Source organism: Sporofaciens sp. SGI.106, from assembly GCF_050314255.1.
In the GTDB taxonomy this organism is placed as follows: Bacteria; Bacillota; Clostridia; order Lachnospirales; family Lachnospiraceae; genus Claveliimonas.
Window position 1 is genome coordinate 61435 of record NZ_JBNPMZ010000012.1, and the last position, 22517, is coordinate 83951.

Annotated in this window: 15 protein-coding genes and 1 pseudogene; all 16 read left to right on the plus strand. The window is 48.6% G+C overall.

The window, feature by feature from the left end:
* Positions 1-58 precede the first annotated feature (58 nt).
* The 16 genes and pseudogenes from ACQRCC_RS10005 (at position 59) to ACQRCC_RS10080 (ending at position 22451) form a co-directional block, all read left to right on the plus strand.
* Positions 59-256, plus strand: a complete 198-nt coding sequence (locus ACQRCC_RS10005) for a hypothetical protein (RefSeq protein ID WP_002592708.1) — start codon at positions 59-61, stop codon at positions 254-256.
* Positions 257-1927, plus strand: a complete 1671-nt coding sequence (locus tag ACQRCC_RS10010; RefSeq protein ID WP_002584321.1) for a recombinase family protein — start codon at positions 257-259, stop codon at positions 1925-1927. It begins immediately after the preceding gene.
* Between the two features lie 91 nt (positions 1928-2018).
* A pseudogene (locus ACQRCC_RS10015) lies at positions 2019-2102 on the plus strand (Maff2 family mobile element protein); the annotation flags it as partial.
* 25 nt (positions 2103-2127) lie between these two features.
* Positions 2128-2994: a VirB6/TrbL-like conjugal transfer protein, CD1112 family gene (locus tag ACQRCC_RS10020; RefSeq protein ID WP_002304374.1), complete on the plus strand. Its 867-nt coding sequence runs from the start codon at positions 2128-2130 to the stop codon at positions 2992-2994.
* A gap of 17 nt (positions 2995-3011) precedes the next feature.
* Positions 3012-3446: a PrgI family protein gene (locus tag ACQRCC_RS10025; protein ID WP_002304375.1), complete on the plus strand. Its 435-nt coding sequence runs from the start codon at positions 3012-3014 to the stop codon at positions 3444-3446.
* Positions 3406-5793: a VirB4-like conjugal transfer ATPase, CD1110 family gene (locus ACQRCC_RS10030; RefSeq protein WP_002588967.1), complete on the plus strand. Its 2388-nt coding sequence runs from the start codon at positions 3406-3408 to the stop codon at positions 5791-5793. Before ACQRCC_RS10025 ends, ACQRCC_RS10030 begins: the two co-directional genes overlap by 41 nt.
* Before the next feature lie 3 nt (positions 5794-5796).
* Positions 5797-7533, plus strand: a complete 1737-nt coding sequence (locus ACQRCC_RS10035) for a C40 family peptidase (protein WP_002304377.1) — start codon at positions 5797-5799, stop codon at positions 7531-7533.
* A gap of 14 nt (positions 7534-7547) precedes the next feature.
* Positions 7548-7805, plus strand: a complete 258-nt coding sequence (locus tag ACQRCC_RS10040; RefSeq protein ID WP_002304378.1) for a DUF4315 family protein — start codon at positions 7548-7550, stop codon at positions 7803-7805.
* Positions 7795-8478, plus strand: coding sequence for a DUF4366 domain-containing protein (locus ACQRCC_RS10045; RefSeq protein ID WP_002578950.1), 684 nt, complete (start codon positions 7795-7797; stop codon positions 8476-8478). Before ACQRCC_RS10040 ends, ACQRCC_RS10045 begins: the two co-directional genes overlap by 11 nt.
* A 151-nt stretch (positions 8479-8629) precedes the next feature.
* Positions 8630-9862 carry an ATP-binding protein gene (locus ACQRCC_RS10050; protein WP_002304383.1) on the plus strand — a complete coding sequence of 411 codons (1233 nt, stop codon included), beginning with the start codon at positions 8630-8632 and terminating at the stop codon, positions 9860-9862.
* A gap of 177 nt (positions 9863-10039) precedes the next feature.
* Positions 10040-12115, plus strand: a complete 2076-nt coding sequence (locus ACQRCC_RS10055; RefSeq protein WP_002578949.1) for a DNA topoisomerase 3 — start codon at positions 10040-10042, stop codon at positions 12113-12115.
* Positions 12112-12957: an LPD16 domain-containing protein gene (locus tag ACQRCC_RS10060; RefSeq protein WP_427850655.1), complete on the plus strand. Its 846-nt coding sequence runs from the start codon at positions 12112-12114 to the stop codon at positions 12955-12957. Before ACQRCC_RS10055 ends, ACQRCC_RS10060 begins: the two co-directional genes overlap by 4 nt.
* Positions 12958-12970: 13 nt before the next feature.
* Positions 12971-13567: a YodL domain-containing protein gene (locus ACQRCC_RS10065; RefSeq protein WP_002304389.1), complete on the plus strand. Its 597-nt coding sequence runs from the start codon at positions 12971-12973 to the stop codon at positions 13565-13567.
* Complete coding sequence (locus ACQRCC_RS10070) at positions 13564-13770, plus strand: transposon-transfer assisting family protein (protein ID WP_002578948.1); 207 nt, start codon at positions 13564-13566, stop codon at positions 13768-13770. The genes ACQRCC_RS10065 and ACQRCC_RS10070 overlap by 4 nt, the downstream gene beginning before the upstream one ends.
* Before the next feature lie 18 nt (positions 13771-13788).
* Positions 13789-22119 carry an LPD11 domain-containing protein gene (locus tag ACQRCC_RS10075; protein ID WP_002304391.1) on the plus strand — a complete coding sequence of 2777 codons (8331 nt, stop codon included), beginning with the start codon at positions 13789-13791 and terminating at the stop codon, positions 22117-22119.
* Entirely contained in the window at positions 22119-22451 is a 333-nt protein-coding gene (locus ACQRCC_RS10080; RefSeq protein ID WP_002578947.1) for a plasmid mobilization protein, read from the plus strand. Before ACQRCC_RS10075 ends, ACQRCC_RS10080 begins: the two co-directional genes overlap by 1 nt.
* Positions 22452-22517: the final 66 nt, after the last annotated feature.

Below are 22517 nucleotides of genomic sequence, written 5' to 3' on the forward strand. Positions count from 1 at the left end.
GGACTTCGTTGCCGACACCCTCTGTCTGGCTATTTTCATGTATGGAGGATAACTGCCTATGGCAAAAAACAAAACAGAGATTCATGTGACCACTGTATTTGACGGGGAGCTTGACGCCACTGATGTGTTCGTCAGCCTGATTTCCCAGAAATACGGAAAGACAAATGCAAAAGAATATCTTGCTAAAAAGAAAGATATAGGCTATAATGAAGATGAGGTTCAAAAGAGCCAGATACCGTCTGGATTGTGTGGGTAAATGGCTATGATGAACGAAATGGAATACAGAACAATCGGTTCGGCACTTGCCGGGGGTTATCGTGCGGCGGTCTATTGCAGGCTGTCAAAGGACGATGACCTGCAAGGCGAAAGTGCCAGTATCGCAAACCAGCGTGATATGCTGGAAAAATACTGCGAAAAGCAGGGATGGGAGGTTGTGGCAGTCTATCAGGACGATGGCTTCACAGGTCTTAACATGGAGCGTCCTGACCTACAGAGAATGTTGAGAGCCATTGAGCGCAGGCAGATCAACCTTGTCATCACGAAAGACCTCAGCCGACTGGGGCGTAATTATCTGCAAACCGGGCATTTGATTGAGGACTTTTTCCCAAGAAACGGTGTCCGCTATATCGCCATGAATGACGGCATCGACACCCTGCGGGATAACAACGACATTGCCCCGTTCAAGAATATCCTGAACGAGATGTACAGCAAGGATATTTCCAAGAAAGTCCATTCCTCTTATCTTCTGAAAGCGCAGAAAGGACAGTTTACCGGGTGTCTTGCCCCGTTTGGGTATCGGAAAGACCCGGAGGACAAAAACCATCTGCTCATTGACGAGGAAACCGCCCCGATTGTGCGGCTGATTTTCGGATATGCCCTGAACGGTCATGGTCCGAACTATATCCGCAGACGGCTGGAGAAAGAAAAAATCCCCTGCCCTACATGGTGGAACCGGGAACGGGGGCTTCGCAATACCCGCACCAAATGGGAAAAGAAAGACCCAGAAAACGGGCGGTATATGTGGGACTTCTCCGTTATCAAAGACCTTTTGATGAATCCCGTCTACACCGGGGCGATTGCTTCCCAGAAAAAGGACTACCGCTTCAAAATCGGCACGATTGGGGAAAAGAAGCCGGAGGACTGGATTGTGGTGGAGGGACAGCATGAACCGCTGATTGACAGCATGAGCTTTGACATTGTGCAGAACAAGCTGAAATCCCGCCAGCGTCCGGGGCAGACCAATGAAATCAGCCTGTTTGCCGGACTGTTAAAATGCGGCGAGTGTGGGAAGTCGCTGACGGTACGCTACACAAACGCTAAACATCCCCAGCGGATTTACTCCTGCAAGACCTACAATGCCTTTGGAAAGAACCACTGCACCCAGCACCGGATTGATTATGACACCCTTTACAGCCATGTGCTGCGGAAAATCCGGGAATGTGCCAGAGCTGCCCTGATGGACGGGGAAGCGGTTGCCGACCGCCTGACCAATACCTGTGAAGCCGAGCAGCGGGAACAGCGGGAAGCAATGGAACGCTCCCTTACAAGGGACGAGGAACGGATTGAGGTTCTGGACAAAATGGTCATGCGGCTTTATGAGGATATGATTGCAGGGCGTATCAGTGAGCAGAATTTCAACACCATGCTGGAAAAGACACAGACCGAGCAGACGGAGCTTAAAACAAAAGTGTCCGAGGGCAGAAAGCGGCTGTCCGATGAAGTCCAGCTTGCCAATGATGCAAAACAATGGGTGGAAGCCATTCAGGAATACGCCAACATCACAGAGCTGGACGCAGCCACCCTCAACCGCTTAATCAAAGAAATCGTTGTGCATGAGCGCATTGACGAAGATAAAACAAGACACATTTCTATCGAAATTCATTTTAATCTCAAACCCATCCCGGAGGTGGAACAGGTCACTGCCTGACCTGTCCCGCCGGGACGGTTCTCTTAACAACACCATATAGATTTTTTGTACGCCGCCGCCCGCCATCGAGCAGAGTTTTTACACCTAATTGGGGATGAAACAGCTCATGGCTGGCGGCGGTGTTGCCCTCATCGGCACCACCCTTGTACCTCTGCTCTCCGGACTGTTCGGTTAATCACAAAACAAGGAGGTAATCGCCTTTGGACAGCATACTCCAACAGATCACAGACTGGCTGAAAGAAATGCTCGTTTCAGCTATTATGGGAAATCTGTCGGGGATGTTTGAGTCCGTCAACAACCAGGTTGGCGAGATAGCAACCTCCGTTGGCATGACCCCGGCGAATTTTTCGCCGGGTGTCTTTGCCATGGTACGAAACATCTCCGAGTCAGTGATTATCCCAATCGCAGGCTTGATTCTGACCTTCATTGCCTGTTATGAGCTAATTCAGATGATTATTGACCACAACAATCTGGCAAATTTTGAAACCTGGATCTTCTTCAAATGGGTGTTCAAGACTTTTGTTGCGGTCATGTTAATCACAAACACATTCAATATCACGATGGCTGTGTTTGATGTGACACAGCACGTTATAAACGCAAGCGCCGGTATCATATCCGGAAATACTGCCATAGATGCTTCGGCATTGGAAACAATGGAAGAAACGCTGATGGCAATGGATTTGGGTCCTTTGCTCGGCTTGTTCCTGCAATCCTTTATCGTGCAGGTCACGATGTCCGCTTTGGCAATCATCATCTTTGTGATCGTCTACGGTCGAATGATTGAAATTTATCTGATGGTCAGCCTTGCCCCGATTCCGCTTTCCACTTTTGGAAACAGAGAACAGAGCAATATCGGACAGAATTATCTGCGTTCGCTGTTTGCAATCGGATTCCAGGGATTCCTGATTATGATCTGCGTGGGCATTTATGCGGTGCTGATTCAGTCTATCGCATTCAGTGATGACATCATCGGTTCTATCTGGGGTGTTATGGGCTACACCGTCCTTTTGTGCTTCACCCTGTTTAAGACTGGTTCGCTTGCGAAGGGTGTATTCAGCGCTCACTAAGGGAAGGAGGAAATTGTTTGGCAGCGTATATTCCCGTACCTCGTGACCTGACGAGGGTAAAAACAAAAGTGTTCTTCAATCTGACGAAACGGCAGTTACTTTGCTTTGGTGCGGCGGCGCTCATCGGAGTGCCGATTTTCTTTCTGGTCAAAGCAACCGGAAATGTGAGCCTTGCAGCACTGTCCATGATGATCGTCATGTTACCGTTGTTCTTTCTGGCAATGTATGAAAAGGATAGTCAGCCGTTGGAAGTGGTTGTAGAACACTTCATTCAGACCAAATTCGTTCGTCCCAAGGTTCGCCCTTATCAGACGGACAACTATTATGACGCTTTGATGCGTCAGTACAAACTGGAAAAGGAGGTTGAACGAATTGTTTTTCAAAAAGAAGCCACAGGCAAGAAACATCAAAATGCCTGCAAATCTGAATCGGAAGCAGCAGCGAGAAATTAAAGCTGTTGTGGAACGGGCAAAGAAGGACAACGGTATTCCGCAGACTGCACAGCAGTCCATTCCCTTTCAGAGAATGTTCCCGGATGGCATCTGCCGTGTCACTGACAGTTATTACACCAAGACCATTCAGTTTCAGGACATCAACTATCAGCTGGCACAGCAGGAAGATAAGACTGCCATCTTCGATGAGTGGTGCAGTTTCCTGAATTTCTTTGACAGCTCCATTCACTTTGAGCTTTCCTTTATGAACCTGAGTACCGATGCTGAAAGCTTTGAAAAGAGTATCCGTATCCCGTTCAAGAAGGACAGCTTCAATCCCGTCCGTGCCGAGTATAGCCAGATGCTGAAAAAGCAGTTGGCGCAGGGCAACAACGGCTTGACCAAAACCAAGTACCTGACATTCGGCATTGAAGCCGAATCCATGCGGCAGGCAAAGCCGAGACTCAACCATATCGAAAACGATCTGCTCAATAACTTTCGGCGTTTGGGTGTCATTGCCACTACCATGAACGGCAAAGAGCGGCTGCATCTGATGCACTCTATGTTCCACATGGGTGATAATGATAAGTTCTTCTTCGATTGGAAGTATCTTGTGGAATCCGGGCTGTCCGTAAAGGACTTCATTGCTCCGACGGCGTTTGCCTTTAAGACCAACCGCACCTTCCAGATGGGCAGTATCTTCGGTTCGATGTCTTATCTGGCAATTACGGCATCAGACCTGTCTGATCGTATGCTGGCGGATTTTCTGGATATGGAATCCACGCAGATCGTGACCATGCACATCCAGTCGGTTGACCAGACTGCGGCGATTAAGACCATCAAGAGAATCATCACCGAGCTTGACCGTTCCAAAATCGAGGAACAGAAAAAGGCTGTGCGTTCTGGCTATGACATGGACATTATCCCATCTGACCTTGCTACCTATGGTAAAGATGCGAAGTCACTTCTGAAAGAATTGCAGAGCCAGAATGAGCGAATGTTCATGGTGACATTTCTGGTGCTGAACACCGGGCGCACCGAGCAGGAACTGGAGAACAATGTGTTCCAGGCACAGAGCATCGCCCAGAAGCATAACTGCAATCTGCGTCGTTTGGATTTTCAGCAGGAATCCGGACTGATGAGCAGCCTGCCTTTGGCACAAAACCTGATTGAGATTCGTCGTGGCCTGACTACCAGTTCCACGGCTATTTTTGTGCCTTTCACCACGCAGGAGCTGTTCCAGAATGGTGGAGAAACGCTCTATTACGGGCTGAATGCTCTGTCGAACAACCTTATCATGGTGGACAGAAAGAAGCTCAAGAACCCCAACGGACTGATTCTGGGTACTCCCGGTTCCGGTAAATCCTTTTCCGCAAAGCGTGAAATCACCAATGCGTTCCTGGTTACGGATGACGATATTATCATCTGCGACCCCGAAGCGGAATATGCGGCTCTGGTTCACAAGTTCAATGGTCAGGTGGTAAAAATCAGCTCCTCCAGTACCAACTATATCAACCCTATGGACATCAACCTGAACTACTCTGAGGATGACAACCCGGTAGCACTGAAAGCTGATTTTATCCTGTCCCTCTGTGAGTTGATTATGGGCAGTAAGGATGGCTTGCAGCCTATCGAAAAGACGGTTATCGACCGTTGTGTGCATCAGATTTACCAGAGATATTTCGACAATCCTGCCCCTGAGAATATGCCGATCCTTGAGGATTTGTATGATGCCCTTCTGAAACAGGACGAAAAGGAAGCCCACCATGTAGCGACCGCCTTGGAAATCTATGTTAAGGGTTCTCTGAAACTGTTTAACAACAGAACCAATGTGGATATTCAGAATCGTCTGGTGTGCTTCGACATTAAGGAGCTGGGCAATCAGCTGAAAAAAATCGGTATGCTGATCGTTCAGGATCAGGTCTGGGGGCGTGTAACTGCCAACCGTTCTGCCGGTAAATCGACCAGATATTATATTGACGAGTTCCATCTGCTTCTGAAGGAAGAACAGACGGCAACCTATTCCGTAGAAATCTGGAAGCGATTCCGTAAATGGGGCGGCTTGCCGACCGGTATTACTCAGAATGTCAAAGACCTGCTTCGTTCCCCGGAGATTGCCAACATCCTCGAAAACTCTGATTTCATCTATATGCTGAATCAGGCAAGCGATGACCGAAGTATTCTGGCACAGCGGTTGAACATTTCGCCGCATCAGCTGTCCTATGTAACCAACTCCGGTGAGGGCGAAGGACTTCTGTTCTATGGCAATGTGATTCTGCCGTTCATTGACCGATTCCCGACAGATCTGGAACTGTATCGCATTATGACCACGAAGTTAAACGAGGTGGCACAGGAAAAGGAGGCGTAATGTATGGCGAAAAGACCTACACGACTCCGTTTTACCGAAGATGACCTTGCAGATTCTCATGTGAAGAAAGCTGCCGACCGTGCAGATAAGGCGGTTGATAGGGCTGAAAAAGCGGCAGACAAATTGGCTTCTAAAAAGGCAAAGCCGAAGCTAAAGCTGGAAACAGATGCAGCCGGTTCCCGTAAAGCAAAGCTCCGTTTTGAAAAAGCGGAGTTTACGGAAATCGAGCGCCCATCTGTGGCAAAGCACATGGCAAGCCGTGGTGCCGCAGTCACGCTCACATCCAAAGCACATCGGGCGGTGTCAGAATATGAGGATGATAATATCGGCGTTCAGGCTGTGCAGGAAACGACCAAGGCTGTTGAATCCACTGTCTATACCGTCGATCATGCCGTTTACAGTCACAAGCTGAAAGCCTACGACAAGGCGGAAAAGCTGGTTGAGAAGTCAGATAAAGCAAATGTAAATGCCCTGTATGAGAAGTTCAAAAAGGACAACCCCGATGCCGGTTCCAATCCCTTTTCCCGTTGGCAACAGAAAAGGGCAATCAAGAAAGAATATGCTGCCGCCAAAGCCGGTAAGAATACCGCTTCGACAACGGCTTCTGCATCTAAGGGTGCAGGCAAGGCAACGGGCAAAGCAGCTCAGGGAGCCAAGAACATCACAGAAAGAGTAACGGAGTTCTGCACCACACACTCTAAAACGATTCTGTTTGTTTTGATTGCCGGACTGCTTTTTATGATACTCTCAGGGATGTTCTCGTCTTGTTCGGCTATGTTCCAAGGCGGCACACAGATCATTCTGGGAACTTCTTTTACTGCAAAAGAGGAAGATATTATTGGTGCGGACAATGATTACAAGGCTTTGGAAGCTGCGCTCCGCAATAAAATCAATAATATCGAGCGTACTCATAGCGGATATGACGAGTACCGGTATGACCTTGATGAAATCAACCACAATCCTTATGAGCTGGCGGCGTATTTGACGGTGAAGTTTGAGGATTACACCAGAGATGAGGTGCAGGCTACCCTGCAATGGCTATTTGAGCAACAATATGAGCTGACCCTGACGGAAGTAGTAGAGATTCGTACACGAACAACATCTTCTACTGATCCCGAAACGGGAGAGACAACAACAGAGGAAGAAGATTACGAATATTATATTCTGAATGTGAAGCTCAGAAATAAGGGCTTGAACAGTGTGATTTCAAATTCCGGCTTGTCGGAAGATGATATGGAGCGATATAGAATTTTGCTTCAGACAAGGGGCAACAGACCGGATATTTTCGGAAATGACATTTACGCCACCCCTGGCGGCGAGTACACCGATTATGATATTCCGGGCGAAGCGCTGACAGACACAAGATTTGCCAATATGATTCGGGAAGCTGAAAAATATCTGGGATACCCGTATGTGTGGGGCGGCAGCAGCCCGTCTACCTCCTTTGACTGCTCCGGATTTGTTTCCTATGTAATCAATCACTGCGGAAACGGTTGGAGTGTTGGTCGTTTGACCGCAAACGGTTTGATGGGCGTATGCGACATTATCCCGAAAAGCTCTGCCAAACCGGGAGATTTGATTTTCTTCCAAGGCACTTATGATACCTCCGGTGCATCACACGTTGGTATCTATGTTGGCAATGGTATGATGATCCACTGCGGAAACCCCATTTCCTACGCTTCTATCGAATCGAATTACTGGCAACAGCATTTTTACTGCTTCGGCAGAATCAGAAACTAAAGGAGGGATGGCGATTGAGTGCCAAGTTAGACAGAATAGGTGCAGACCTTGAAAAAGCCCGTAAGAAACGGGCAGAATGGGATGCTAAGGTGAAAGACCTGGAACGCAGATACCGTGAGGAGGAAAATTCCGAAATCCATGAGATGGTTCATGCTGCGAACCTGAATCCCGAACAGCTTTCCGAGCTGCTCCGTATGTTTGCTGCGGATATGGCTCCGAAGCCTGATACGATCAATACTATGAATGAGGAGGAAACGCAGAATGAGATTTAAGAAAATTGGAGCCGCATTGCTGGCGTGTGCAATGTGTTTTGGCGTGTTTTCTACAACGGCATTTGCCTATGTAGATGAAAGCGTAGCGACTGAAGAACCTGCGGTCGAAGAAAAAGTTCCCGAAACAGAGCCGGAGGAGCCGATGCTACCGCTTACTCCCGACGGCAATCTGACTTTGGTTGATGACGCTGGCTCGCCTACGAAAAGCGGAAAGCAGTTCATTACCGCTGTAACCAAAAACGGAAACTACTTCTATATCATCATTGACCGTGATGATAAGGGCGAGGAAACCGTGCATTTTCTGAATCAGGTGGATGAAGCCGACCTGCTCAAGCTGATGGACGAGGAAGAAGTTGCAGAGTTCACCAAGCCGGTTGAGGAAACAAAGCCGGAAGTAGTTGAAACAGTTCCTGAAATTACAGAACCGACACCGGAGGAAAAGCCGAAATCCACAAATATGCTCCCGGCGATTCTTACTCTGATTGTGCTTGCCTGTGGTGGTGGATTCTTCGTATTTAAGAAAGTCCAGGAAAAGAAGAAGGCACAGGAAGCGGCAAAGCCTGACCCAGATGCTGATTATGTGGACGATGACGAGGACTATGGGTACGATCCGGAGTTTGAGGACGACGATGAAGATAGCTCCGTCGATGAAGATGATAATGAACCTGTGTAAACAGGATAGGCTTGATGCCTGGGGCAGCCTTCGGGTTGCCTTTACATAGTTTCCGCTTTCAAAAAATAAAAAAATTTGCGTTTTTGAAAGTGACATCTTGCATATACTATTAGCAGACAGTATAATAAGTACAGCGAAGCGGTTTCGAGAAATGAAAAAACTTCAATTTTTGAAAGCGGGTGACTATATGAAAACAATCACGAGAGCAAAATATCTCGATAGAATCATTGAACTGAATGGTACTCCTGACATCAAGATCATCACGGGCATTCGTCGATCTGGTAAGTCCAAATTGATGCAGGCGTATATTGCGTATCTGAAAAGCAATTTTGAAAACATCAATATTATCTTCATCGACTTCATGGATTTGGCGTATGAAGAAATCAAGGAATACCATGCCTTACACGCCTATGTGGAAGAACATTATCAGGAAGGAAAAACGAACTACCTGTTTGTAGACGAGGTTCAGATGTGTCCCAAGTTTGAGTTGGCAATCAATAGCCTGTACTCTAAGGGAAAATACGACATCTATGTAACAGGCTCTAATGCTTTCCTGTTGAGTGCAGATCTGGCAACTCTGTTTACCGGACGCTATATTGAAATTCATGTGTTTCCTTTCAGCTTCCAGGAATATTGCCAGTATTATGATGATATTAGTGACAAAGATAAGCTCTTTGATGAGTACGCTATCAAGGGCGGTTTAGCAGGTTCCTATGCTTATAGAACCGAAAAAGACAGAACAAACTATATCAAAGAGGTCTACGAAACGATTGTTACAAGGGATTTGGTACAGAAATATACTCTCCCGGACACTTTGGTTTTACAACGTCTGAGCGAGTTCCTTATGGATAATATCAGCAACCTGACTTCTCCGAATAAGGTCAGTCAGCTACTGACAGCAAATGAGACTCCAACCAATCATGTAACCGTCGGCAAGTACATTAAGTATTTGTGCAATGCTTTTGTATTTTATGATATTAAGAGATATGACATCCGAGGTAAGAAATACCTTGAAAGCTCTGAAAAGTTCTATTTGTGTGACAGCGGTATTCGATATGCAATACTGGGAAGCAGAAATATAGACTATGGCAGAGTATATGAAAACGTTGTTTGTATCGAGCTTCTTCGCCGTGGATATGATGTCTATGTCGGCAAGCTCTATCAAAAGGAAATCGACTTTGTTGCTCAGAGAGGTAGCGAAAAGATTTATATTCAGGTCAGCGACAACATTTCCGGGCAGGAAACATTTGAGAGAGAATGCTCTCCTCTGCTTCAGATTCGAGACGCTTATCCGAAAATGATTATTGCCAGAACCAAACATCCCCAATATAGCTATGAAGGAATCGAAATTCACGATATAGCCGATTGGTTGCTACAAGAATAAGCAAGGTGAAATATCTCCGTCATTCTCTTTTGAAATGATGGAGATATTTTTATTATGACGGAGATTGTAGAACAGAAAATTGTATCAGGTTGCAAAAATCCTTTCCGAACTTTTTACATAGCAGTCATGCACTACGGTGTGTGGCTGCTTATTTTTTTGTGAAAGGAGCAGATGCAAATGAAATTAGTTTTGGCTGAAAAGCCTTCGGTTGCACAGAGTATTGCCAAAGTGTTAGGTGCTGCCAAGCGTGAGGATGGCTACTTAGAGGGAAACGGATATGTGGTCAGCTGGTGTGTAGGGCATTTGGTGGAGCTGGCACAGCCGGAAGTCTATGATGCGAAGTACAGCAAATGGGCTTATGCAGACCTTCCTATCTTCCCGATGGACTGGCAGTATGAGGTTTCTGCCGGTACGAAAAAACAGTTTGGGATTCTGAAAAAGCTCATGGCCAGAGAAGATGTTGCGAGTCTTGTGTGTGCAACAGATGCCGGTCGTGAGGGCGAGCTGATCTTTCGGTTGGTGTACCACAAAGCCGGGTGCAGAAAGCCGTTTGAGCGGCTTTGGATTTCCTCGATGGAAGATGTAGCAATCAAGGAGGGCTTTGAAAATCTCAGGTCTGGAACGGAATATGATGCTTTGTATGAAGCAGCACTGTGTCGAGAACGAGCCGACTGGATTGTTGGTATTAACGCTACTCGACTTTTTTCGACCCTTTACGGGCAGACCCTGAATGTTGGTCGTGTTATGACCCCTACCCTTGCTATGGCTGTTATGCGAGAAGCTGCCATTTCCGCATTCAAGCCTGAACTGTTCTACACAGTTCAGATTGGATTGGATGGTTTTACGGCTGCAAGCGAACGCTTCAAAACCAAGGCAGCAGCCGAAGCTGTCAAACAAAGCTGTTCGGTGGCAATCGTTCAGAAAGCTGAATGTAAGGAGAAAACAGAAAAGCCGCCTGCGCTCTATGACCTGACCAGTTTACAGAGAGAAGCCAACCGTGTGCTTGGCTACACGGCACAGCAGACCTTGGACTACACGCAGAACCTCTATGAAAAGAAACTGGTCACTTATCCCCGTACCGACAGCAGGTTTCTGACGGAAGATATGGCACATAGCCTGACCGACCTCGTAAAGCTGGCTTTCCACACATTCCCCGTGGAGGATGTGGATAACATACCAGTTCATGCAGAGCAGGTTGTGAATAACAAAAAGGTCACAGATCACCATGCCATCATTCCGACCAGAGAATTGCAGAAATGCAATCTGAGCGAACTTCCCAAGGGTGAACTTGCAATTTTGCAACTGATCTCGAATCGGTTGTGCGTAGCTGTTGGCGATCCGCACCGATACGCAGAGACAGTTATTGAGCTGGACTGTGGCGGTACCGTGTTTTCCACCAAAGGCAAAACTGTTGTGCAGGATGGATGGAAAGCTCTGGTTCAGAAAAATGATTCGACAAAATCCGACGAAAACGTGCAGACACTCCCTTCTGTTTCCGTTGGTGACGAAATGACCGTCAGCGGCACGGAAATCAAGGAAGGGAAAACATCTCCCCCTAAACACTTTACCGAGGATACTCTGCTTTCTGCTATGGAAACTGCCGGTGCGGACGAAATGCCTGATGAGGTGGAGCGCAAAGGTTTGGGAACGCCTGCGACCCGTGCCGGTATCATTGAGAAGCTGGTTCGCATCGGTTTTCTGGAGCGTAAGGGTGATAAGAAAACCAAACACCTGATTCCGACCCACAAGGGTACGGCTCTGGTAACAGTCATGCCGGAACAGATTCAGTCCCCATCCATGACGGCGGATTGGGAAGAAAAATTGTTGCTCATTGAGAAAGGCGAATATGCCAGCGAGGACTTTATGGACGAGATCAAAGATGTGATTGCCGGTCTGATTCAGAACTATGAAGTAATCCGTGATTCCGAGGTTATGATGTCGAAAGAAGCCAATTCTATCGGCAAATGCCCGCTCTGCGGCAGTGCTGTAGAGGACAAAGCCAAGGCATTTTTCTGTTCCAACAGAGCTTGCAAATTTGCCCTCTGGAAAAACAATCGCTACTTTGCGAGCATCGGCAAGAGCATGACTTCTGCCACGGCGCAGAAATTGCTTGGTTCCGGCAAGGTAAAGCTCAAGAATTGCAAGTCCGAAAGAACGGGCAACACCTTTGATGCCACCGTCTTTATGGAGGTATCAGATGATGGCAAAACGAAGTTCAGTATGGAATTTGAAAATGGAGGAAAGCGCAAATGACAAATGAGTACAACCCGGATGGTAAGGAAATCCGATTTATCGACAGCCATTATAAGGATTTGTTTCATATCCCCGATGGCAGCTGTGTGCAGATTCACTACCCGGATGAAATGGTTGTGAAGCCCTGCACCTTCATTGACGAGTATCATACGCAGATCGGATACAATGTGTTTCATATCTGCCAGTTTGCAGAAATTATGGAGCGCAACGGCGCAAGCTATATGCCGGAGCCTGAGATTATGGGCGATGAAGCCGCATGGAAGGTCGGAAAGGATAGAATCCTTGCGGTGCAGACCTGCGAAGATGGTTACGACTACACCCTGTTGGATGAAAACTACAACGAGATTGATGGCGGTCAGGTTGATAACCCTGAACTGTCCATGCTCGAAGTCCGCCGGGATATTCTGGAATCCTTCGGGCTGGAGCGCCGGGAACTGCGGGCAATGTTCTATGAGGATGTCATGGAGCAGGCTTTTGAAGTCGGCAGACAGGCGGTGGTGGTCAATGACCCTATCGCTGAGCTTGCTTTTAAGCACGACCGTTTTGCAGAGAACTTCGACCCCTATGAATATATGGATCAGGTCGATGATGTGCAGGCGCATATCCAAGAAATCAAGGCAGATCTTGCCGCTGGTAATACGGCTCCGTATCGTGAGTTCCTGAATACAGCCATTGAAGAAGCCCGTGAGGAAACTGCGGTTGAGGTTGCCAAAGTGCTGAAAAGTCAGCTGGATAAGCTCGACTCTCCGAAGCGTGAGTCGGTCATGGAAAAACTGGCACAGGCCGCAGAAAAAGCTGCGCCTGCCAGTCCCTCTCCCAAACGCAAAGAGCCTGAACGATAAGGAGGACACGGATATGAAAAACGAAAAATGGGATGATGTTCACGGAAATACCACCCCGGATGACAGAATGGTTGCTTTTCTGGAAAGCCCCACGGATTCCTATGCGATTCTTCAGCTGCGGGAAGATGTAGACGATAATATCCCGCTCATGTTTGCAAATTACAGCTACCTTCAGAAGAAAGAAATGGAGCCTGAGATTGACCGTTACGAGGTGGTCTATCATGGCTCCATTTCTATGTCCGAGGATGTGAATCGGCAGCTGGAAGATTTGTATGTAAAGTTCAATATTGACCACCCGGATGATTTCCGTGGTCACAGTATGTCGGTCAGCGACATCGTAGCCTTAAAGGTAGTCGGTGAGGTATCCTTTCACTATGTAGATTCTGTTGGGTTTCAGAAGCTGGAAAACTTTATGAAGTCCGAAAACTACCTGAAAAACGCAGAGATGGCAATGGAAGATGATTATGGGATGATTGACGGTATCATCAATAACGGAAAAGCGTCCGGATTAGAGGAACGTCCTTCGGTGTTGGAGCAGTTAAAGGAAAAGCCCGTGCCGGATGTTTCCCATAAGCCGCCCAAGAGCCACCCGGAAAGGGAGATTGAATGATGGATTTCACACAGGATGAGCGGAACATGATGATGCTTTACAGCCCTGGCACAAGGTCAGGGCTGTGTGAAGCACTGACACTGATGAAGGAACAGCTTTCGGAGGACGAGTCAGAGCTTTTTGCTTTGGCAGACTCGGTTCTCCGTAAAGTTTCAGCCATGGACGATGCCGCCTTTGAGAAGCTGAACCTTTATCCGGATTGATAGGATTGGAGGGATACAATGAACGCAAAAGAGCGATTTTATTCCGGATTAGCAAAAGAAACGATTGGGAAAATCACCTCGAACACAGATAACTGGACTTCGTTTTTGAGAACGATGTCCCGCAACTATGAGTTCACCTATCCGGAACAGGTGATGATTTATGCTCAGCGCCCCAATGCGACCTTTTGCAAGCCCTATGAGGACTGGAACGCTGAAAATTACCGCAGATATGTAAAGCGTGGCTCTACCGGCATTGCTCTGTTTGTGATGAACAGGGATAAACCGTATCTGCGCTATGTGTTTGATGTGGCGGATACCGGCGTTCGCCGTTCTTCCCCGGAACTGAAACCGTGGGAGGTGACGCCTGAAAACCGCTCCTATGTCATGGAAGCGATGGAGCGTACCTTCGGTGTTGCCGCTGACGGGGTACTGGAAGCACAGCTTGAAGATATTGCATCCGCACTGGCGGCTGAGTATTGGGACGATTACAAAAAGCAGTTCCTCGACATCGTTGCCAACAGCTTCCTTGAGGAGTATGATGAACTCAACATCGAAGTAGCTTTCAAAAATGCGGTGGCAAACAGCGTATCCTATACGATGTATTGCCGGTTCGTGGAAAGTCCCGACAACTACTTCGAGCATGAGGATTTCCAGAAGGTGTTTGATTTTAACACCAGACAGACGGTAAATGCCCTTGGTACTGCGGTGAATGCCATCAGCACAAGGATGTTTCAGGAAATCGAAAAAGCGATTGGAGAACATGAGCAGATTAAAGCTACCGAAAGGAGTACAGATTATGAGCGAGATGACTTACAGACAGGCCGGAGATTATCAGATTCCGAACCTTCAGTTGGAGAACGAGGGAGAGAAACCTCTGGGCAAGTACGGCAGGATGCGTCGAGCATTTTTGGAACAGAACAATCCGATGCTCCTGAACGACATGATTCTGACGGAGAGCCTGTTCCCGCACCTGTGGGAGATCGAGGAAACAGCGAAAGCCAGAGTGGAGTTTCTGATGGAGCAGTACCTGAAGGACAGCCCCGCACCGGACAAGGAAACGCAGCAGATGGCGTGGGTGCAGCACATGAACAGCCTGAAAGCACAGGCGGAGGAAGTCGTGATGACGGAGCTTATCAACAGCTGAGTCTGAACCTTTTCCTCTCCGAAAATGAACAAATCAGTTTTATCGACCGAGCAGAGAGCTTTACGCCCTCTGCTTTTTCTTTTGCCCAGGAAGAAATCGACCACTTCCTTCTGCTTGGTAGCAATACCGATGAAGCCCGAAAAGTCGTAGCGCTGGAATATATGAAGCAGAAGCCGTTGGAAGAAATCGTTCAGACCTTAAAGCAGGTCTATCACGGCGGCTATGGTCTGAAAGAAGATAGCGGGAATATCTGTGCGTGGTATGCCGAGGACGGTATCCACCTTGCCAAAGGTTCCTCTGCCATTGACAGCCCCAGAGCGCAGATCGTTTCTTGGGAAACGGTTGCCGAGCGCATTGGAGAACTGCTTGAAAATGGTCGGTTCGCAACTAATGTGGAACTGGTAGAAGCATCCGGATATGAGCGTCAGAAGTTGGCAGAATCCCTGTGGCATCTTTATCACGATTTGAGTGAAGAAGCCCGTTCCAGCAACTATCTGGCAATTCTTCATCAGGAACCGTTTCGTGGTTTCCCTGACGAAACCGCAGACTTGGCTGAAAAGTTGGATGACCCTCGTTTCCACGCAACCTTGGTACAGCAGTATTCGGAATTTAGAAAAACCCTTGCGGAAAATCCCGATCTGCTTCGTTTTCACTATCACAAGCTGAATCTCATTCAGAAACAGCTGTATGAGTTGAATATGCCTTTGCGTGAGTATCAGACCGATATGATGCAGATGCCCCTTGTCCGCCAGTTCATTACGGATGATGAAGTCAATGCAGACTTGACCCGTGGAAGCGGCTTTTCCGGTGGTAAAGCCCGTATTTATAACTACTGGCAGGAGAATCATTCTGCCAAGGAAAAGATGGACTTCCTGAAGCATGAATACGGAACCGGTGGTCATTCCCATGCCTGCTCTGGTGCAACGCACAGCGGTCAGGATCACGATGCCAAGGGTGTTGCTTACACCAAGAGCGGTTGCGATAAATTGCAGATGTCCTGGGCGCAGGTGGTGCAGAGAATCGACGGTCTGATACGAAAGGGACGCTACCTCAGCCCGGAGGAAGAAGCGGAACGACAGGCTATCGAAGAAGCTAAAACTGATCCGTTGGAAGATGTTTATGACCGTTTCGCAGTGATTGATACCGAGGATGGCGAGTATGCGATCTGGGATAATCAGACCGATGACTACTATGTAGACCCGGAAGGCGTTACGGAATACTTCACGGACGAATGGCTTGCCAATGACTATTTGGAGGAAGTTCGTCAGTCCGTAGCTGCGATGGAGTCGGTTCAGCCAGAAGCGCCTGTGGCAGAGCCTGCCGAAGTTGTGGAAGCATCTGCTTCCGAGGAACCGAAATGGAATTATCAGGTCGGTGACACGGTATATCTGGACGATACAGCTTTCCGTGTGGAGCAGATCACGGACAGAGAAGTTCAGCTGCGTGACCCTACGCTTGCTTATCCCATCTTCCGTGCCGAGAATCGTGAGAATTTCGAGCGTATGCTCTCTCAGGACGAAAGAAACCATGCGGTAAGGGTTGATGCCCAAACCGAAGAAAAGCCCGTTACAGAGGATTTTCTGGGCAAAACCGAACCGAGGGACTACACCCCTGAGTATCAGCTGTTAGACCGTCTGCGTATGGACTGCGAATACTTCCTTGGTGCAGGACAGCACAGCGAAAAGCATCTGTGGGCAGGCAACCGCCATGCACAGATTGCCAAGATGCGTGAGCTGTATGAAATGATTCCCGACAAACCAGAATGGCTGACACCTGAGATGATTAACAGCTACGAGGAGCGCATGGCTCCCCGCTATCTGGTTGCCGCCTACCATCACTTTGAAAACGGCTTCGATGATAAACTGGACTACTACACTCTGGAAGAAGCGGAAAAAGCTGCCCAGGGCTATGTGGACGGAACCATGGAGGATGACGGATTCAAGTACGATGGTGCTGCCGTTTACGATCAGCAGGAGCATAAGTGCATCCGTATCTATGGGGACTACCCTGACGAAAAGGCACACGCACAGGTCAGAGCCAGTGCGGAACCCGAACAGCAGGAACCGGAACACTTCATCGATCATTTTTATGTTGCCGAGGACATTCAGAAGCGGGGTGCGCTGGACATCAAGGAATACAGTTCCTTTGATGATGCCCTGCGAGCCTACTATGCACTTCCTGACACGCAGAGAAAAGCCCTGGGTGCAATGAATACCAGAGATCTGCCGGGTAGTCTGGACTTCGTACAGTGCGTAGATGGAAAGGACACCATCATTCAGGATTATGCCCAGGTGGACGGATGGCAGAATGCCGAAGTCATGGACATTATCGCTCAGCTTGAGCAGTCCATCACCACCAGAGAAATCCCACCTGTTCCTGCGGTGAACTTCCACATCACGGATGACAACATCGGTGAAGGTGGACCGAAGCAGAAATTCGCAAGAAACATCGCAGCCATTGAAACTCTGTTCAAACTGGAAAGCGAGAACAGGAACGCCACTACCGAAGAACAGGAGATTTTGTCGAATTATGTCGGTTGGGGCGGTCTGGCAGATGCCTTTGACCCGGACAAGGGAAATTGGGCGAAGGAGTATCAGACACTGAAAAACCTGCTTTCCGAAGATGAATATGCTGCGGCAAGAGCTTCCACCCTGAACGCACATTACACCAGCCCTACGGTCATTCGCTCCATCTACGATGCGGTCGGACAGATGGGCTTTGAAACAGGAAATATTCTGGAGCCTGCTATGGGTATCGGCAACTTCTTTGGTATGCTCCCTCCTGAAATGCAGAGCAGCCGTTTGTATGGTGTGGAACTGGATTCCATCACCGGCAGAATTGCTCAGAAGCTCTATCCCAACGCAGAAATCAAAGTAGCCGGTTTTGAAACGACAGACCGCCGAGACTTTTACGATCTGGCTGTGGGTAATGTCCCTTTCGGCAACTACAAAGTGTCCGACAAGCCGTATGACAAGCTGGGATTCTCCATTCACAACTATTTCTTTGCCAAGGCTTTGGATCAGGTTCGTCCCGGTGGTGTGGTCGCTTTTGTGACAAGCCGTTACACCATGGATTCCAAGAACTCTGACGCAAGGCGATATATGGCGCAGAGGGCGGAACTGCTTGGTGCAATCCGTCTGCCAAACGATGCCTTTAAGAAAAACGCAGGCACGGAAGTCGTGTCCGACATCCTGTTCCTGCAAAAGCGTGACCATCCGATTGACATTGTACCGGAATGGGTAAACCTTGACCGCACCGAAGAAGGACACACCATGAACAGCTACTTTGTCGCTCATCCTGAAATGGTTCTGGGCGATACGGTGGAAGAAAGTACCGCCTACGGCATGGACATTACAGTGCGTCCCATTGAGGGCATGGAACTGTCCGAACTTCTGAAAGAAGCAGTTTCCCACATCCAAGGAACCTATCAGGCTGTGGAGCTTCCCGAAGCTGACAAGGGTAAGGAAATCGAAACCATTCCTGCAACCCCGGATGTAAAGAATTTCTCTTATACCGTGGTGGATGGCAATGTGTACTTCCGTGAAAACTCCCTGATGCGCCGTGTAGACCTGAATGAGAAAGCAAAAGACCGTGTGATGGGCATGGTGGAACTTCGTGGTATCGTCAACGAGCTGATCGAATATCAGCTTGAGGATTACCCGGATGAAATGATTACTCAGAAACAGGCAGAACTGAATGATGCCTACGATGCGTTTGCCGCAAAGAACGGGCTTATCAATAATCGAGCCAATGGTCAGGCATTTGCTGACGATTCCTCCTACTATCTCCTGTGTTCTCTGGAAAATGTGGATGAGGACGGCAATCTGAAAAGCAAGGCGGATATGTTCACCAAGCGAACCATCAAGCCGGAACGCAGAGTGACGAGCGTGGATACGCCGTCCGAAGCTCTGGCAATCTCTATCGGTGAGCGTGGCAAGGTGGATTTGCCGTTTATGGCACAGCTGCTTGGAACACCTGGAGAATACGATGCGATTCAGGCAGAGCTTCGAGGGGTGATCTTCAAAGACCCGATGGCTCCCGATGCTGTGGAAGTTGGATGGCAGACTGCCGATGATTACCTTTCCGGTGATGTAAGAAGCAAGCTGCGTGTCGCACAGATGGCGGCAGACAGGGATTCTTCCTTCCACATCAATGTGGAAGCCTTGCAGAAAGCACAGCCGAAGGACTTGGATGCGTCCGAGATTGATGTGCGTTTGGGTGCAACATGGATTGATGCCGATTATATTCAGCAGTTCATGGAGGAAACCTTTGAAACGCCGTATTACTTGCGCCGTTCCATTGAGGTCAAGTTCTCCGAGCTGACCGCAGAGTGGCGCATCAACGGTAAGAGTTCTCCCAACTACAACGATGTGGCGGCGTATGTCACCTACGGTACAGAGCGAGCCAACGCATATCGGATTCTGGAGGAAACGCTGAATCTGAAGGATATTCGTATCTATGATACGATTGAAGATGCAGATGGTAAGCAGAAGCGTGTCCTCAATAAAAAAGAAACTACCCTGGCACAGCAGAAACAGCAGGCAATCAAGGATGCGTTCCGAGATTGGATTTGGAGAGATCCGCACAGACGAGAAACCCTTTCCACCAAGTACAACGAACTTTTTAACTCCACCAGACCTCGTGAGTATGATGGCTCTCATATCCGTTTCGGCGGCATGAACCCGGATATTACCCTCCGTGAACACCAGAGAAATGCTATCGCTCATGTGCTATATGGTGGAAATACGCTGCTTGCACACGAAGTTGGTGCGGGCAAGACCTTCGAGATGGCTGCATCGGCTATGGAGAGTAAACGGCTTGGATTGAGCCAGAAATCCCTGTTCGTTGTGCCGAATCACTTGACCTTACAGTGGGCAAACGAGTTCCTGCACCTCTATCCGAGTGCCAAGCTCCTTGTTGCCACCAAGAAGGATTTTGAAACAGCAAACCGTAAGAAGTTCTGCGCTCGTATCGCAACGGGTGACTATGATGCAGTCATCATCGGTCACAGCCAGTTTGAAAAAATCCCGCTTTCTGCCGAACGACAGGAACGGCAGCTGCGGGAGCAGATTGATGAGATCGAGGGTGCGATTGCGGAGCTGAAATGGCAGCGTGGCGAAAACTTCACGATCAAGCAGATGGAGAAAACACGAAAATCATTGGAAGCCAGACTGGACAAGCTCCTTGCCGCTGACAAGAAAGATGATGTCATTACCTTTGAGCAGTTGGGTGTAGACCGGCTGTTTGTGGACGAAAGCCATGCGTTCAAGAATTTGTTCCTCTACACAAAAATGCGAAATGTGGCAGGTCTGTCCACCTCCGAAGCCCAGAAATCTTCGGATATGTTTATGAAGTGCCGCTATATGGATGAGCTGACCGGCGGGCGTGGTGTGATCTTTGCAACCGGTACTCCAGTAAGTAACTCGATGACCGAGCTTTATACGGTCATGCGCTATCTCCAGTACAGTACGCTCCAGCAAAAGAACCTGACCCATTTTGATTCCTGGGCATCGACCTTCGGAGAAACAACAACTGCGATTGAGCTTGCACCGGAGGGAACCGGCTATCGTGCCAGAACCCGATTTGCGAAGTTCTTCAACCTGCCTGAACTGATGAATATGTTCAAGGAGGTTGCCGACATCAAGACCTCTGACCAGTTGCATCTCCCTGTTCCCGAAGCAAAGTTTGAAACGGTTGTGGTTCAGCCCTCTGAGTACCAGAAGGATATGGTGGCTTCCCTTTCAGAGAGAGCAGCAGATGTTCATGCCGGTATTGTAGACCCGTCCGTCGATAATATGCTCAAGATTACCAGCGACGGACGAAAATTGGGACTGGATCAGCGGCTAATGAACACCCTGTTACCCGATGACCCTGACAGCAAGCTCAATGCCTGCGTGGGAAATATCCTGCGTATCTGGCAGGACGGTCAGGCTGACAAATTGACCCAGTTGGTGTTCTGCGACCTTAGCACACCGAAAAATGATGGAACCTTCAATGTCTATGATGATGTCAAAACCAAGCTGATTGCAAACGGTGTGCCTGCGGAAGAAGTTGCCTTTATCCATGATGCAGATACCGAGGCAAAGAAAAAAGACCTCTTTGCCAAGGTTCGTACCGGGCAGGTGCGAGTGCTTCTTGGCAGTACGCAAAAGATGGGTGCAGGAACCAACGTCCAGGACAAATTGGTGGCAGTTCACCACTTGGATGTGGGTTGGCGTCCGTCTGATATGACCCAGAGAAACGGTCGTATCATCCGTCAGGGCAACCGGAACAAAGAGGTTCAGGTGTATCAGTATGTGACCGAGGGAACCTTCGATGCCTACCTGTATCAGACCTTGGAAAACAAGCAGAAGTTTATTTCTCAGATTATGACCTCCAAATCACCGGTTCGCTCCTGTGACGATGTGGATGAGCAGGCGCTGTCCTATGCGGAGATCAAGGCGCTGTGTGCCGGCAATCCGCTTATCAAGGAAAAGATGGACTTGGACATTGATGTGGCAAGGCTGAAGGTGCTGAAAGCTGACCACCAGAGCCAGCAGTACCGTATGGAAGATAAGCTTCTGAAATACTTCCCGGCTGAGATTGAAAAGCAGACAGGCTATATTCATGGCTTTGAAGCTGATATTAAAACCGTGGAAGCACACCCGCAGATTGCCGATGGCTTTTGCGGCATGGAAATCATGGGCAAAGCCTACACCGAAAAGGCAGATGCCGGTGAAATCCTCCTTGCGGCTTGTAAGGACACGAAAAGTGCCGATCCGGTTCCTCTTGGCAGTTACCGTGGCTTTCAGATGGAGCTTTCGTTTGACAGTTTCCGGAACGAGTTCGATGTGACCCTGAAGGGCGCTGTGAGCCACAGAGTAGCCCTTGGAACGGACGCACGAGGAAATATCACCCGACTGGACAATGCCCTTGCAGGCATCCTTGAGCGCTTAGAACGAGCCAATGAGCAGTTGAATAATCTCTACAATCAGCAGGAAGCAGCCAAGGCGGAGGTTGGAAAACCGTTCCCGCAGGAAGCAGAGCTGACAGCCAAAAGTCAGCGACTGGCAGAACTGGATGCAGCCCTGAATATGGAGGACTCTGTGGAAAATCGTGACGAAAGAAGCGAGTCAGAGCGTCCTTCTGTGTTGGCTGATCTGAAATCCAAAGCGGAGCATATCCCGCCTGCAAAATACTCTGAAACCCGTGAGGAGGTGTTGTAATGGCAAAGCGAGATCAGGATGTTCATTTCCTTGCATCCAAGGAGGAGGTCGAGCGAATCCATGAGAAGATGGACGAGCTTGGCATCCGCAGCATGGGAGCCTATCTGCGGAAAATGGCTCTGGATGGTTACTGTATCAGACTGGATTTGCAGGATGTGAAAGCCCTGGTTTCGCTCCTGCGAATCTGCTCCAACAACCTGAACCAGTACGCAAAGCGAGCGAACGAAACAGGCAGCATCTATCGTGCTGACATTGAGGATTTGCAAAAACGGCTGGAGGAGATCTGGACGGACATGAGAGAAGTTCTTGTTCGCCTGTCCTCAATCCAGTAATCCGACAACTTGTTGGGAAGTCGCAGTTTCGGCTGCGGCTTTTACATAAGGGTTGACATCATTGCG